The following is a 15115-nucleotide window of genomic DNA, read 5'->3' on the forward strand; positions in this document are numbered from 1 at the left end:
TTCGTCATGGAATTTCCAAAAAAAGCAGAAATTATTGCAGTCGGTTCAGAGTTGTTGCTTGGCCAGATCGCCAATACAAATGCTCAATTTATCAGCAAACAGCTCGCTGAAATCGGAGTGAACGTATTTTATCATACAGCAGTCGGAGATAACCCGGAGCGGCTGAACCAGGTCATCCGCATTGCCGAAGAACGCTCCGACTTCATTATTTTTTCAGGAGGTCTCGGACCGACAAAAGATGATCTGACGAAAGAAACGATTGCAAATGCGCTAGGACGTCCGCTTGTGTTAAATGATGAGGCGTTCCAATCCATTGAGGACTATTTCAAACGAACAAAACGCACGATGTCACCTAATAACCGAAAACAGGCGCTTGTGATTGAAGGATCCGACGTACTGGCAAATCACTTTGGAATGGCACCGGGAATGCTTACAGAGCATGAATCGCGCTTTTATATGCTTCTTCCTGGACCGCCAAGCGAATTGCGTCCCATGTTTGAAAATGAGGCAAGGCCTCTTCTGCTGAAAAAGATGGGTTCAAATGAAAAAATTGTGTCAACCGTTCTTCGCTTTTTCGGTATCGGAGAGTCTCAGCTTGAAGCCGATTTGGAAGATATTATTGATGCACAAACAAACCCGACAATCGCTCCTTTGGCGGCTGATGGAGAGGTGACGCTGCGTCTGACAGCCAAGCATGCTGACGAAAAGGAAACTGAGCGTCTGTTAAAAGAAACAGAGGCTGTTATCTTAGAACGTGTCGGTGAATTTTTCTATGGCTACGATGATACTTCCCTTGTAAAGGAGCTTTCTAAAGCATGTAGGGAAAAAGGCATTACGATTTCCGCGGCGGAAAGCTTTACCGGCGGGCTGTTTTCTGAATGGCTGACGGATCTTGGCGGTGCTTCAAAACTATTTGCCGGCGGCATCGTTTGCTATACAAACGACGTAAAGCAGAATGTGCTTGGTGTCAAGAAGGAAACATTAGATCAATTTGGCGCGGTCAGCAAGGAGTGCGCATCAGAGCTGGCAAAGGGTGTTCAAAAGCTCACTGGCAGCGACATCGGCATCAGCTTTACCGGTGTAGCAGGACCTGATACTCAAGAAGGGCATGAGCCTGGACATGTGTTTATCGGCATTTCAGCAAATGGAAAAGAAGAGGTTCACGAGTTTCACTTTGCGGGCTCCAGAACGGGAATCAGAAAACGCGGTGCTAAATACGGCTGCCATTTAATCTTGAAGCTTTTAGAGCAAAAATAATATTTTCAGCACATTATCCTCCTTAGAAAACATGATTTCTCTGATACATTATGATATTTTGATAGAAATCACGCCAAGAAAAAATCCGAATATGCGTTCGCTTTTTTCTTGGCAAATCCCTTCAAACAGGGTATAGTATATGTAGTGGTAACATAAAGGAGGAAAAAATAGAATGAGTGATCGTCAGGCAGCCTTAGATATGGCTCTTAAACAAATAGAAAAACAGTTCGGTAAAGGTTCCATTATGAAACTGGGAGAAAAGACAGATACAAGAATTTCTACTGTCCCAAGCGGCTCCCTCGCTCTTGATACAGCACTAGGAATTGGCGGATATCCGCGCGGACGGATTATTGAAGTATATGGCCCTGAAAGCTCAGGTAAAACAACTGTGGCGCTTCATGCGATTGCTGAGGTTCAGCAGCAGGGCGGACAAGCCGCGTTTATCGATGCGGAGCATGCGCTAGATCCGGTATACGCGCAAAAGCTCGGAGTCAATATCGAAGAGCTTTTACTGTCTCAGCCTGACACAGGCGAGCAGGCGCTTGAAATTGCGGAAGCGCTGGTTCGAAGCGGTGCAGTTGACATTGTTGTTGTCGATTCTGTGGCAGCTCTCGTTCCGAAAGCAGAAATTGAAGGAGACATGGGAGATTCGCATGTCGGTTTACAAGCACGCTTAATGTCTCAAGCGCTTCGTAAGCTTTCAGGGGCCATTAACAAATCGAAGACAATCGCGATTTTCATTAACCAAATTCGTGAAAAAGTCGGCGTTATGTTCGGAAACCCGGAAACAACTCCTGGCGGCCGTGCGCTGAAATTCTACTCTTCCGTGCGTCTCGAAGTGCGTCGTGCTGAACAGCTGAAACAAGGCAACGACGTAATGGGGAACAAAACGAAAATCAAAGTCGTGAAAAACAAGGTGGCTCCGCCGTTCCGTACAGCCGAGGTTGACATTATGTACGGAGAAGGCATCTCAAAAGAAGGCGAAATCATTGACCTTGGAACTGAACTTGATATCGTGCAAAAAAGCGGTTCATGGTACTCTTATGAGGAAGAGCGTCTTGGCCAAGGCCGTGAAAATGCAAAACAATTCTTAAAAGAAAATAAAGATATCATGCTGATGATCCAGGAGCAAATTCGTGAACATTACGGCTTGGATAATCACGGAGCAGTTCAGCAGCAAGCTGGAGAGGCACAAGAAGAACTCGAATTTGAAGAATAAAAATAAAATAAGTATGAAATGATACAAAAGGCTGAGTGAACAACTCAGCCTTTTTGTATTTTCGTAAAAAATGATAAAAATATTGCTTTTTTTGACAACTTTTTTAGTGCTTTATTCGTCTAACAAAACGTGTGCAAAATGGAATTTATTTTGGGAGGAAAAAATGAATGACAAGCCCAACCCGCAGAAGAACTGCGAAACGCAGACGGAGAAAACTAAATAAAAGAGGCAAACTTTTGCTTGGTCTATTAGCAGTGATGATTTGCTTTACGATGTGGAATGCGCTTCATCAAAATAGGGAAGAGAACGAGCCATCTCAAGAAGCCGCAGTTTCAGACACCAGCAAGAAAAAAGAAGTCAAAAAGAAAACCGCCAAAAAAACAGAGGAACAAATCAAAACAGTCGATCATAATCAAAAAATCAGCAATTATTTAAAAGAGATCGGTTTCAGCGGAACAGCCATGATTGTCAGAAATGGAGAAATCGTAACAAGTAAAGGTTTTGGTTATGCAGACCGTAAACATCACATTCAAAATAATCCATTGACATCTTTTTATGTCGGTTCGTCACAAAAAGCGTTGATTGCAACTGCTATTTTGCAGCTTGAGGAAAAGGGCAAACTTCAGACAAGTGATCCGGTAAGTACATATTTACCGCATTTCCCTAACGGTCAAACGATTACTTTAAAGAATCTGCTTACACATACATCGGGAATAAACGGACATATTGAAGGAAACGGAGCAATCACTCCGGACGATTTAATAAAAGACATAGAACGTCAGGGGATCAAACGTCAGCCGGGCGTATGGGACTATAAAGATTCCAATTATTCTGTTCTCGCTTATATTGTGGCTGAAGTAAGCGGTGAATCCTATGAACAATACATAACGAATCATATTTTTAAACCGGCGGGAATGACGCATGCGGGCTTTTATAAAACCTATAATAAAGAACCTTATCCTGCTGTCGGGTATAAGCTGAAGGGCAGCAGAGCGATTACACCATATATGCCTGATTTATCCCAGCTGTATGGAGCCGGTGATATTTACATGAGCGCTATAGATATGTACAAATTTGACCAAGCGCTGATAGACGGCAAACTGTATTCGCAAAAAAGCTACGAAAAGATGTTTACGCCAGGGAGCAGCTCCACATACGGTATGGGATTTTATGTTGCCCCCGGAAGCTATTCAAACCATGGTGTCATGCCTGGCTTCAACATCTTGAATAGCTTTAGCAAATCTGGCCAAACCATTGTTGTTTTGTTATCAAACATTCAAAATAACGCTAAACTGGGCCAAGTGAACAATAAAATATACCAGCTTCTGAATCAAGAATGATTGATGATCTTCTTTAGAAGGATTGCGTTCGGCACGTTAAAAGACGGCAGGTCGGCAAACGTTAAGATGGCAAGCTTGACAAGTATTTCCGACACATTTACAATGAAGTTGTAACATTTGTTTTTTTAACATGATTGTTAAACCATTTTAAACTTGACAAGGGCGATGAAAATACTCATTCCCTGTGAAGGTTCTGTATGTTGAGAAAACTAGACAATGTACATGCCGACACTTATTTAAGCAACAACCAAGTTCATAGCAAGAGGAGGTGAAAGTATGACCCCAATTATGATGGTTCTCATCTCCATTTTGCTGATTCTACTCGGTTTAGTTGTTGGCTACTTTGTTCGTAAAACCATTGCCGAAGCGAAAATTGCGGGCGCACGCGGTGCAGCCGAGCAAATTCTTGAAGATGCAAAGCGTGATGCTGAAGCACTGAAAAAAGAAGCTCTGCTTGAAGCAAAGGATGAAATCCACAAACTTCGAATAGATGCTGAACAGGAAGTTCGTGAAAGACGAAATGAGCTTCAAAAACAAGAAAACCGTTTACTCCAAAAGGAGGAAAACCTTGATCGCAAACATGAGGGAATTGATAAACGGGAAGCGATGTTGGAGAAGAAAGATCATTCTCTGAATGAACGACAACAACATATTGAAGAGATGGAAAGCAAAGTGGATGAGATGATTCGTATGCAGCAGTCAGAGTTGGAACGAATTTCGAGTCTGACTCGTGATGAAGCAAAACAAATCATTCTTGAGCGGGTTGAAAACGAGCTTTCACATGACATCGCCATCATGACAAAAGAAACTGAAAACCGCGCGAAAGAAGAGGCGGATAAGAAAGCGAAAAACATTCTTTCACTCGCCTTACAGCGCTGCGCAGCGGACCACGTTGCCGAAACAACGGTATCAGTTGTCAATCTTCCAAATGATGAGATGAAAGGACGTATCATCGGACGGGAAGGGCGTAACATTCGTACGCTTGAAACGCTGACAGGAATTGACCTGATTATTGATGATACGCCTGAAGCTGTCATTCTTTCCGGATTTGATCCGATCAGACGTGAGACAGCAAGGATTGCTCTTGATAAACTCGTTCAGGATGGCCGTATTCATCCGGCACGGATTGAAGAAATGGTTGAAAAATCTCGCCGCGAGGTCGATGACTATATTCGTGAGATGGGTGAGCAAACGACATTTGAGGTTGGCGTTCACGGCCTCCACCCAGATCTCATCAAGATCCTCGGCCGCTTAAAGTTCCGTACAAGCTACGGTCAAAATGTGCTTAAGCATTCCATGGAAGTCGCATTTTTGGCCGGTCTAATGGCATCGGAGCTTGGAGAAGACGCAAAGCTTGCTAAACGTGCGGGTCTTCTTCACGACATCGGGAAAGCAATTGACCATGAAGTAGAAGGAAGCCACGTTGAAATCGGGGTAGAGCTTGCGACCAAATATAAAGAGCACCCAGTCGTGATTAACAGTATTGCATCACACCACGGGGATGAAGAGCCGACTTCCATTATCGCTGTGCTGGTAGCTGCAGCAGATGCACTTTCCGCTGCAAGACCTGGCGCGCGAAGTGAGACGCTCGAGAATTATATTCGAAGACTTGAAAAGCTCGAGGAAATTTCTGAGTCCTACGAAGGTGTTGAAAAGTCATTTGCTATTCAGGCTGGACGCGAAGTGCGTATTATGGTGAAGCCGGATTCAATTAATGATCTTGAAGCTCATCGACTGGCGCGAGATATCCGTAAGCGAATTGAGGACGAGCTCGATTATCCAGGTCATATTAAAGTGACAGTAATCAGAGAAACTCGAGCCGTAGAGTATGCAAAATAAAGTGATGCGCTAAGCATCACTTTATTTTTTTGACGGTCAAGGAATTTTTAAGAAGAAGGGATTTACAAAATGAGAATTTTATTTATCGGAGATGTTGTCGGTTCACCGGGCCGTGACATGGTAAAAGAATATGTACCAAAGCTAAAAACAAAATATAAGCCTCACTTTACTATTATTAATGGTGAAAATGCCGCACATGGAAAAGGCCTGACGGAAAAAATTTATCACAGCTTAATCCAGTCCGGCGCAGATGCTATCACGATGGGGAACCACACATGGGATAAAAAAGAAATTTTCGATTTTATAGATGACGTTCCGAACTTGGTTCGCCCCGCAAACTTTCCTGAAGGAACACCGGGAAAAGGGATCACGTATGTGAAGGCAAACGGAAAAGAGCTTGCCGTCATTAATTTGCAAGGACGTACGTTTTTACCGCCGCTTGATGATCCGTTTTTAAAAGCGGATGAACTGATTGCCGAAGCTTCGAAAAGAACACCGTACATTTTTATTGACTTCCATGCCGAAGCGACAAGTGAAAAGCTTGCACTCGGCTGGTACACGGACGGTCGGGCATCAGCTGTCGTCGGAACTCATACACACGTGCAAACAGCGGATAACCGCATTTTGCCGAAGGGGACGGCATATATTACTGATGTAGGAATGACTGGCCCATATGACGGTATACTGGGGATGGACAGAGAGACGATTATTAAGCGATTCAAAACGAATCTTCCAGTCCGTTTTACTGTCGCTGAAGGGAAAACAACGCTGAGCGGTGTCGTCATCGACATCGACGATCAAACGAAAAAAGCCGTTAAAATCGAACGTATTGTAATCAATGATGATCACATGTTCTTTGAATAATTGAACTTAGGGTTATTTTATAAAAATATTAAAAAGAAAAGCAGGAATATAGCAACTTCTTAGTGAATATAGTAAAAATGGAAGGTAGCCCGCTATTTTTGAAAAGCATTGTGGGGATGGCTTTTTGGATAGCAACATCTAATAATGATTGTTCTAATGAACACTCACTTATCCATTGTAAAACTAAGGGGGAGCAGAAATGGAAATCTTAAAAGTTTCAGCAAAATCGAGTCCAAATTCAGTGGCAGGTGCGCTCGCTGGCGTGTTAAGAGAGCGAGGGGCCGCCGAGATTCAAGCGATTGGAGCGGGTGCATTAAACCAGGCTGTAAAAGCCGTGGCGATTGCCAGGGGATTTGTGGCGCCAAGCGGCGTTGATTTGATTTGTATTCCGGCTTTTACAGATATTCAGATCGATGGGGAAGAAAGAACGGCGATTAAATTAATCGTGGAGCCTCGCTAAAAACAAATAAAGCATTCTCAACCTGTTTGCGTCATGCAAACAGGTTGTTTTTCATTTGTTGTGATATTTTCTTCCAATAGTATTTTCAGCATATAAATGACAGATATACAAAAGTCAAAAATGATTTAGAACGTTTCAGAAAAAAATTCCGCCCATTTTTCAAGACGGATACTTTTGTCTTTCTCAGGAAGACAGTGCTATTTACGATTATTCCATATCATGGTACAATCCGAATATAACAAGAGTTTTTCAAGGAGGATTGTACATGCAGAGTGGAAAGATGAAAGCTCTAATAAAAAAGGACGGGACGTTCGGTGCTGTACTGACTGAAGTTCCCATTCCTGAGATCGATAAACATGAAGTCCTCATAAAAGTGAAAGCTGCATCCATATGCGGCACAGATGTGCACATTTATAATTGGGATCAATGGGCACGCCAGAGAATCAAAACTCCCTATGTTTTCGGTCATGAGTTCAGCGGCATTGTTGAAGATGTAGGAGAGAATGCCGGCAATGTAAAAGTGGGGGACTATGTGTCTGCAGAAACGCATATTGTCTGCGGTGAATGTGTCCCTTGCGTAACCGGAAAATCTCATGTTTGCACCAATACAGCTATTATCGGGGTGGACACGGCAGGCTGTTTTGCGGAGTATGTAAAAGTTCCAGCTGATAACGTTTGGAAGAATCCCGCCGATATGGACCCGGCGATTGCTTCCATTCAAGAGCCTTTAGGAAATGCGGTTCATACAGTACTCGAAAGCCAGCCTGCAGGAGGAACGACTGCAGTCATCGGATGCGGACCGATTGGTCTTATGGCTGTTGCGGTTGCAAAAGCAGCAGGTGCTTCTCAGGTGATAGCAATTGATAAAAATGAATACAGGTTGGCGCTTGCCAAACAAATGGGAGCTACACGTACCGTTTCTATTGAAAAAGAAGACCCGCTTAAAATTGTAAGCGCTTTAACGGATGGAGAAGGAGTGGATCTCGTTTGTGAGATGTCGGGCCATCCCTCAGCGATTGCCCAGGGTCTTGCGATGGCTGCGAATGGCGGAAGGTTCCATATTCTCAGCTTGCCGGAACATCCGGTAACAATTGATTTGACGAATAAAGTAGTATTTAAAGGACTTACGATTCAAGGAATTACAGGAAGAAAAATGTTTTCCACATGGCGGCAGGTGTCTCAATTGCTCAACTCAAACGTGCTCGATCTTTCACCTGTTATTACCCATCAGTTTCCGTTAGAGGAGTTTGAGAAAGGATTCGAACTGATGAGAAGCGGCCAATGCGGTAAAGTGATTTTAATACCATAAAAGGGGGATAAACATGACGAAGGAATTTGAGTTTTTAAAAACAGAGCTTGATAAAATGAAAGAAAATCATACATGGCAAGAGATAAAACAGCTTGAATCAATGCAGGGCCCATCTGTCACAGTGAATCACAAAAACGTCATTCAGCTTTCTTCTAATAATTACCTCGGATTTACTTCACACCCAAGACTCATCAAAGCCGCGCAGGAGGCCGTTCAGCAATTTGGAGCAGGCACCGGATCAGTGAGAACGATTGCCGGTACATTTACAATGCATCAAGAGCTTGAGAAAAAGCTGGCAGCCTTTAAAAAAACGGAGGCGGCACTTGTATTCCAATCAGGCTTTACAACAAACCAAGGTGTACTTTCAAGTATTCTTTCAAAAGAGGATATTGTCATCTCAGATAAATTGAACCATGCCTCTATTATTGATGGAATCCGACTGACAAAGGCGGATAAAAAGGTGTATCAGCACGCCGATATGAGTGATTTAGAGAGGGTGCTGAGAAAGTCAATGAATTATCGGATGCGTCTGATTGTGACAGACGGCGTATTTTCCATGGATGGCAATATAGCTCCTTTGCCTGATATTGTAGAGCTCGCTGAGAAATATGACGCATTTGTGATGGTGGATGACGCCCATGCATCGGGAGTGCTTGGTGAAAACGGCAGGGGAACGGTGAATCACTTCGGTCTGGACGGCAGAGTCCACATTCAGGTCGGAACACTAAGCAAGGCAATCGGAGTGCTCGGCGGCTACGCTGCAGGTTCAAAGGTGCTGATCGATTATTTGCGCCATAAAGGCCGTCCGTTTTTATTCAGCACGTCCCATCCGCCGGCTGTTACCGCAGCTTGTATGGAAGCGATTGATGTCTTGCTGGAAGAGCCGGAGCATATGGAGCGCTTGTGGGAGAATACGAACTATTTTAAATCAATGCTTGTGAAAATGGGTCTGACGCTAACGCAGAGTGAGACGCCAATTCTTCCTATTTTAATAGGTGACGAAGGTGCGGCCAAGAAATTTTCTGATCAGCTCCTTTCTCGCGGCGTTTTTGCCCAAAGCATCGTTTTCCCGACTGTAGCAAAGGGAAAAGCGAGAATTCGCACGATTATTACCGCTGAGCACACTAAAGAAGAACTGGATAAGGCGCTTGATGTCATTGAAAAGACGGCTAAGGAGCTCCAGCTATTGTAAGAGGAAGAGGATACTCTTCCTCTTTTGATTCCTTATTGATTATTATTCTCAATGAGTGTACAATGATAGGTTGCCAGTTGTGCAGAGCTTCAATAACCTTTATACTGAAGGGTGGAAGTTTGGTTTGAAAGGAGAAATCATGACATGAATGAAAAACAAAAATTAGAGAGCGGACAAGTTAATCCATCGGACAAAAAATCCGAGAAGGATTACAGCAAGTACTTTGAAGCTGTTTATATTCCGCCTTCCTTAAAAGATGCGAAAAAACGAGGCAAGGAAGCCGTTACTTATCATAATGACTTTAAAATTTCTGAACAATTTAAAGGATTGGGAGACGGAAGAAAGTTTTATATCCGTACGTACGGCTGCCAAATGAATGAACATGATACAGAGGTTATGGCAGGGATTTTTATGGCTCTTGGTTACGAAGCGACAAACTCTGTTGACGATGCCAATGTCATTTTGTTAAACACATGTGCCATCCGTGAAAATGCCGAGAACAAGGTGTTTGGTGAGCTGGGGCACTTAAAAGCGCTGAAAAAAAACAATCCTGATCTGATTTTAGGCGTGTGCGGATGTATGTCCCAGGAGGAATCAGTCGTGAACCGGATCTTGAAAAAACATCCGTTTGTCGATATGATTTTCGGAACGCATAACATCCATCGCCTGCCAGAGCTTTTGTCAGAAGCATACCTTTCAAAAGAAATGGTCATAGAAGTTTGGTCCAAGGAAGGTGACGTTATTGAAAACCTTCCAAAAGTCCGGAACGGAAAAATAAAGGGCTGGGTCAATATCATGTACGGCTGTGACAAATTCTGTACGTATTGCATTGTGCCTTACACACGCGGAAAAGAAAGAAGCCGCCGCCCTGAAGAGATCATTCAGGAAGTAAGAAGGCTCGCAAGTGAAGGCTATAAAGAAATTACACTATTAGGCCAAAACGTAAACGCGTACGGAAAAGACTTTGAAGATATGACGTATGGCCTCGGTGATTTGATGGATGAACTGAGAAAAATCGATATTCCGAGAATCCGTTTTACAACGAGTCACCCGCGTGACTTTGACGACCGCCTCATCGAAGTGCTCGCAAAAGGCGGAAATTTGCTTGATCACATTCATCTTCCGGTTCAGTCAGGAAGCTCAGAGATTCTGAAGCTGATGGCCCGCAAATATGACAGAGAGCGTTACATGGAGCTGGTTCGAAAAATTAAAGCAGCAATGCCGAACGCATCTTTGACAACTGACATTATCGTCGGATTCCCGAACGAAACGGACGAACAGTTTGAAGAAACCCTTTCTCTATACCGTGAAGTGGAGTTTGACAGCGCCTATACGTTCATTTACTCTCCGCGTGAAGGCACTCCGGCTGCCAAAATGAAAGATAATGTACCAATGCGCGTGAAAAAAGAACGTCTGCAGCGTCTAAACGCACTGGTAAATGAAATTTCTGCTAAAAAAATGAAGGAATACGAAGGCAAGGTTGTCGAAGTATTAGTTGAAGGTGAAAGCAAAAATAATCCCGATATTCTTGCCGGCTACACTGAAAAAAGCAAGCTTGTCAATTTCAAAGGGCCGAAGGAAGCCATCGGCAAAATCGTCCGCGTGAAAATCCAGCAAGCGAAAACATGGTCGCTTGACGGAGAAATGGTAGGAGAAGCAATCGAGGTGAAATAAGATGACGCTCTACTCAAAAAAAGACATTGTGCAGCAGGCCCGAAACCTTGCAAAAATGATCTCTGAAACAGAAGAGGTTGATTTTTTCAAACGGGCTGAAGCGCAAATCAATGAGAATGACAAAGTGTCTACAATTGTTAATCAGATTAAAGCCCTGCAAAAGCAAGCTGTGAATCTGAAGCATTATGAAAAGCATGAAGCGCTCAAACAAGTAGAAGCAAAAATTGACGCGCTGCAAGAGGAGCTTGAAGAGATTCCTGTCATCCAGGAATTTAGAGACTCGCAGACGGAGGTAAATGACCTTCTGCAGCTCGTTGCACACACCATTTCCAACCAAGTCACAAATGAAATTATCACGTCAACCGGAGGCGACCTGCTAAAAGGGGAAACCGGTTCGAAGGTGAAGCATTCAAATAACAGCTGTTCTCTTTAAACACGGTGCCTTTTATAGGCCCGTGTTTTTTTATTTATATGAGGATAAAAATGAACTAAATAATCTATGTACCAAATGTTCAATTGTTTTTCTTTGCTTAGCCGCAAGTAAACTTTATCGCACTTAAAAGTAAAGTTTCTAGGCACGCCTGCATACAATGGAACAGAAACTTTGTATTTTTATATTTTATTTATAAAAATGCACACTAGACAAATGCCCAGCATAAGATAACACGAAGAAGAACAAGGAGGCATGCCGGAATGTCTGAATACAGGGAAATTATTACGAAGGCGGTAGTAGCGAAAGGCAGAAAATTCACTCAGTGCACCAATACCATCTCCCCTGAGAAAAAACCGAGCAGCATTTTGGGCGGTTGGATCATTAACCACAAGTATGACGCTGAAAAAATCGGGAAAACAGTAGAAATTGAAGGGTATTATGATATAAACGTATGGTACTCTTACGCGGACAACACAAAAACAGAGGTTGTCACAGAACGGGTGAAATACGTAGATGTCATTAAACTCAGATACAGAGACAACAATTACTTAGATGATGAGCATGAAGTGATTGCGAAAGTCCTTCAGCAGCCTAACTGTCTTGAAGTGACCATTTCACCGAATGGAAACAAAATTGTTGTGCAGGCAGAAAGGGAGTTTTTGGCGGAAGTGGTAGGAGAAACAAAGGTAGTTGTTGAGGTCAATCCTGACTGGGAAGAGGAAGACGAAGAAGATTGGGAAGATGAGCTTGATGAAGAGCTGGAAGACATCAACCCGGAATTTTTAGTGGGAGATCCTGAAGAATAAAAAAGGGACTAGGGGAGACAGCACCCCCAAGTCTCTTTTTTATATTGATATATCATTCTTTTATCACTTTTTGTTTGTGTTATAATGAAGGTTGGAAAATAGAAACGTTGATACATAGTGAGGGATTAAACAATGGCCGGTTATACGCCTATGATACAGCAATATTTAAAAATAAAGGCAGAGCACCAGGATGCCTTTTTATTTTTTCGCCTTGGTGATTTTTACGAAATGTTTTTTGACGACGCCAAAAAAGCGTCACAAGAGCTGGAAATTACGTTAACGAGCAGAGACGGCGGTGCGGCTGAAAAAATACCGATGTGCGGTGTGCCGTATCATTCTGCTTCCGCGTATATCGAGCAGCTGATTAAAAAAGGATACAAAGTAGCGATCTGTGAACAGACGGAAGATCCGAAAGCCGCAAAGGGCGTTGTGAAACGAGAAGTGGTTCAGCTTATTACGCCCGGAACTGTAATGGACGGCAAAGGCATCCATGAATCAGAAAACAACTTTATCGCGTCTGTTTCCGCCTGTTCGAACGGATACGGGCTCGCGCTGTCTGATTTAACAACGGGAGAAAATTTGGCTGTCTTGATTGAACGGCTGGAAGATGTCATCTCAGAAATTTATTCAGTCGGCGCACGGGAAATCGTCGTTTCAGGCAGCTTGGATGCCGATACGGTCGCACAGCTGAAAGAGCGGTGCGGTGCAACGATCTCAATTGAAGATGGTGAAACAGACGAGCACGTAACGATCATTGAGCACTTAAATAATGAAGATGTAACAAAAACATTTTTGCGCTTGTATACGTATCTGAAAAGAACCCAAAAACGCAGCCTCGATCATCTTCAGCCTGTACAGGTGTATGAGCTTGAGGAAGCAATGAAAATTGATTTGTACTCAAAGCGAAATCTGGAGCTGACTGAAACGATCCGCTCGAAAAATAAAAAAGGCTCTCTTTTGTGGCTGCTGGATGAAACAAAAACTGCAATGGGAGGCAGGCTGCTTAAACAGTGGATTGACCGGCCGCTCATCAGAGTCAATCAAATTGAAGAGCGTCAGGAAATGGTGGAAACATTGATGTCCCATTTCTTCGAGCGGGAAGACCTGCGTGAACGGTTAAAAGAAGTATATGACTTAGAACGCCTTGCAGGCCGCGTCGCATTTGGAAATGTCAATGCACGGGATTTAATTCAGCTGAAGGAATCGTTAAAGCAAGTGCCTGGCATTAAACAGCTGATTGCTTCACTGGCTCATGACAAGGCCAAGGAACGTGCGGAACGGATTGATCCTTGTGGCGATGTGCTTGAATTGCTGGAAGAAGCGCTGTACGCAAACCCTCCTCTATCGTTAAAAGAAGGGAACCTGATTAAAGACGGATACAATCAAAAGCTTGATGAATACCGTGATGCAAGCAGAAACGGAAAAGACTGGATTGCCCGCCTGGAACAGCAGGAGCGGGAATACACGGGTATTCGCTCTTTAAAGGTCGGCTTCAATAAAGTTTTTGGTTATTATATTGAAGTGACAAAAGCGAACTTGCATTTGCTTGAGGAAGGGCGCTATGAGCGGAAGCAGACGTTAACAAATGCAGAGCGCTACATTACACCTGAATTAAAAGAAAAAGAAGCGCTCATTTTAGAAGCGGAAAATAACATCTGCGAGCTGGAGTACGAGCTGTTCACCGAGCTGCGTGAGAAAGTGAAAATGTATATTCCGCGGCTGCAGCAGCTTGCCAAACAGATGAGTGAGCTTGACGCGCTGCAATGCTTTGCGACAATCAGTGAGAATCGTCATTATACGAAACCGGAGTTCTCTAAAGATGAAGTCGAAGTTGTAGAAGGCAGACACCCGGTCGTTGAAAAAGTCATGGACAGTCAGGAATATGTCCCGAACAATTGTATGATGGGCGATAACAGACAAATGCTTCTCATTACCGGTCCAAACATGTCAGGGAAAAGCACGTATATGAGACAAATCGCGCTCATTTCCATTATGGCGCAAATCGGCTGCTTTGTACCTGCGAAGAAAGCGGTGCTTCCGATTTTTGATCAAATTTTCACGCGAATCGGTGCTGCAGATGATTTGATTTCCGGACAAAGTACATTTATGGTGGAAATGCTTGAAGCTAAAAATGCGATTGTCAATGCGACGAAAAATAGTCTTATACTCTTTGACGAAATCGGACGGGGAACGTCCACTTATGATGGCATGGCGCTGGCACAGGCGATTATCGAATATGTTCACGATCATATCGGCGCCAAAACGCTGTTCAGCACACACTATCACGAGCTGACTGTTCTTGAGGACAAGCTGCCTCAGCTGAAAAATGTTCATGTTCGCGCTGAAGAATATAATGGAACGGTTGTATTTCTTCATCAAATTAAAGAAGGGGCCGCTGACAAAAGCTACGGTATCCATGTAGCCCAGCTTGCCGAGCTGCCGGAAGATCTTATTTCGCGCGCTCAAGATATCTTAAAAGAGCTTGAGCATTCAGGGAACAAACCGGAAGTGCCGGTGCAAAAATCTCAGGTCAAAGAAGAGCCGGCACAGTTATCCTTTTTTGATGAGGCGGAAAAGCCGGCAGAAGCGCCGAAGCTTTCAAAAAAAGAAAAGCAAGTGCTCGATGCCTTCAAATCACTTAATATATTGGATATGACACCGCTTGAAGCGATGAATGAAGTGTACAAGCTGCAGAAGAAATTACATTAAAACGGGGTGATGA

Annotated in this window: 12 protein-coding genes; all 12 read left to right on the forward strand. The window is 43.5% G+C overall.

The window, feature by feature from the left end; all coding sequences use genetic code 11:
* The first annotated feature begins 6 nt into the window (after positions 1–6).
* The 12 genes from AC4CV5_RS09620 (at position 7) to mutS (ending at position 15102) form a co-directional block, all read left to right on the forward strand.
* A complete protein-coding gene (locus AC4CV5_RS09620) occupies positions 7–1257 on the forward strand; it encodes a competence/damage-inducible protein A (protein ID WP_490922622.1) in 1251 nt (416 codons plus the stop codon).
* 172 nt (positions 1258–1429) lie between these two features.
* A complete protein-coding gene (gene recA, locus AC4CV5_RS09625; RefSeq protein WP_014113838.1) occupies positions 1430–2476 on the forward strand; it encodes a recombinase RecA in 1047 nt (348 codons plus the stop codon).
* Positions 2477–2643: 167 nt separating this feature from the next.
* Positions 2644–3816, forward strand: coding sequence for a serine hydrolase domain-containing protein (locus AC4CV5_RS09630; protein ID WP_490922624.1), 1173 nt, complete (start codon positions 2644–2646; stop codon positions 3814–3816).
* A 276-nt stretch (positions 3817–4092) separates the two neighbouring features.
* Entirely contained in the window at positions 4093–5655 is a 1563-nt protein-coding gene (gene rny, locus AC4CV5_RS09635; protein ID WP_003221010.1) for a ribonuclease Y, read from the forward strand.
* Between the two features lie 69 nt (positions 5656–5724).
* A complete protein-coding gene (ymdB, locus tag AC4CV5_RS09640; RefSeq protein ID WP_166852838.1) occupies positions 5725–6519 on the forward strand; it encodes a 2',3'-cyclic-nucleotide 2'-phosphodiesterase in 795 nt (264 codons plus the stop codon).
* Between the two features lie 199 nt (positions 6520–6718).
* The gene (gene spoVS / locus AC4CV5_RS09645; RefSeq protein ID WP_003154135.1) at positions 6719–6979 is read left to right on the forward strand and encodes a stage V sporulation protein SpoVS; all 261 of its coding nucleotides are present in this window, start codon (positions 6719–6721) and stop codon (positions 6977–6979) included.
* A gap of 265 nt (positions 6980–7244) precedes the next feature.
* A complete protein-coding gene (tdh, locus tag AC4CV5_RS09650; RefSeq protein WP_490922626.1) occupies positions 7245–8288 on the forward strand; it encodes an L-threonine 3-dehydrogenase in 1044 nt (347 codons plus the stop codon).
* A gap of 13 nt (positions 8289–8301) precedes the next feature.
* Positions 8302–9480, forward strand: coding sequence for a glycine C-acetyltransferase (locus tag AC4CV5_RS09655; protein ID WP_490922628.1), 1179 nt, complete (start codon positions 8302–8304; stop codon positions 9478–9480).
* Between the two features lie 144 nt (positions 9481–9624).
* Entirely contained in the window at positions 9625–11154 is a 1530-nt protein-coding gene (gene miaB, locus AC4CV5_RS09660; protein ID WP_166852832.1) for a tRNA (N6-isopentenyl adenosine(37)-C2)-methylthiotransferase MiaB, read from the forward strand.
* A gap of 1 nt (position 11155) precedes the next feature.
* On the forward strand, positions 11156–11587 hold the full coding sequence (ricA, locus tag AC4CV5_RS09665; protein ID WP_166852830.1) for a regulatory iron-sulfur-containing complex subunit RicA: 432 nt from the start codon (positions 11156–11158) through the stop codon (positions 11585–11587).
* Between the two features lie 260 nt (positions 11588–11847).
* Entirely contained in the window at positions 11848–12393 is a 546-nt protein-coding gene (gene cotE, locus AC4CV5_RS09670; RefSeq protein WP_003221022.1) for an outer spore coat protein CotE, read from the forward strand.
* Between the two features lie 132 nt (positions 12394–12525).
* Entirely contained in the window at positions 12526–15102 is a 2577-nt protein-coding gene (gene mutS, locus AC4CV5_RS09675) for a DNA mismatch repair protein MutS (RefSeq protein ID WP_166852812.1), read from the forward strand.
* The last annotated feature ends 13 nt before the right edge of the window (positions 15103–15115 follow it).

The sequence above is a fragment of the Bacillus sp. NS1 genome, assembly GCF_058248265.1.

Bases quoted from the DNA above. Each gene is read 5' to 3' on its own strand.
- AC4CV5_RS09620 (WP_490922622.1), top strand. From the start codon at position 7: ATGGAATTTCCAAAAAAAGCAGAAATTATTGCAGTCGGTTCAGAGTTG.
- recA (WP_014113838.1), top strand. From the start codon at position 1,430: ATGAGTGATCGTCAGGCAGCCTTAGATATGGCTCTTAAACAAATAGAA.
- AC4CV5_RS09630 (WP_490922624.1), top strand. From the start codon at position 2,644: ATGACAAGCCCAACCCGCAGAAGAACTGCGAAACGCAGACGGAGAAAA.
- rny (WP_003221010.1), top strand. From the start codon at position 4,093: ATGACCCCAATTATGATGGTTCTCATCTCCATTTTGCTGATTCTACTC.
- ymdB (WP_166852838.1), top strand. From the start codon at position 5,725: ATGAGAATTTTATTTATCGGAGATGTTGTCGGTTCACCGGGCCGTGAC.
- spoVS (WP_003154135.1), top strand. From the start codon at position 6,719: ATGGAAATCTTAAAAGTTTCAGCAAAATCGAGTCCAAATTCAGTGGCA.
- tdh (WP_490922626.1), top strand. From the start codon at position 7,245: ATGCAGAGTGGAAAGATGAAAGCTCTAATAAAAAAGGACGGGACGTTC.
- AC4CV5_RS09655 (WP_490922628.1), top strand. From the start codon at position 8,302: ATGACGAAGGAATTTGAGTTTTTAAAAACAGAGCTTGATAAAATGAAA.
- miaB (WP_166852832.1), top strand. From the start codon at position 9,625: ATGAATGAAAAACAAAAATTAGAGAGCGGACAAGTTAATCCATCGGAC.
- ricA (WP_166852830.1), top strand. From the start codon at position 11,156: ATGACGCTCTACTCAAAAAAAGACATTGTGCAGCAGGCCCGAAACCTT.
- cotE (WP_003221022.1), top strand. From the start codon at position 11,848: ATGTCTGAATACAGGGAAATTATTACGAAGGCGGTAGTAGCGAAAGGC.
- mutS (WP_166852812.1), top strand. From the start codon at position 12,526: ATGGCCGGTTATACGCCTATGATACAGCAATATTTAAAAATAAAGGCA.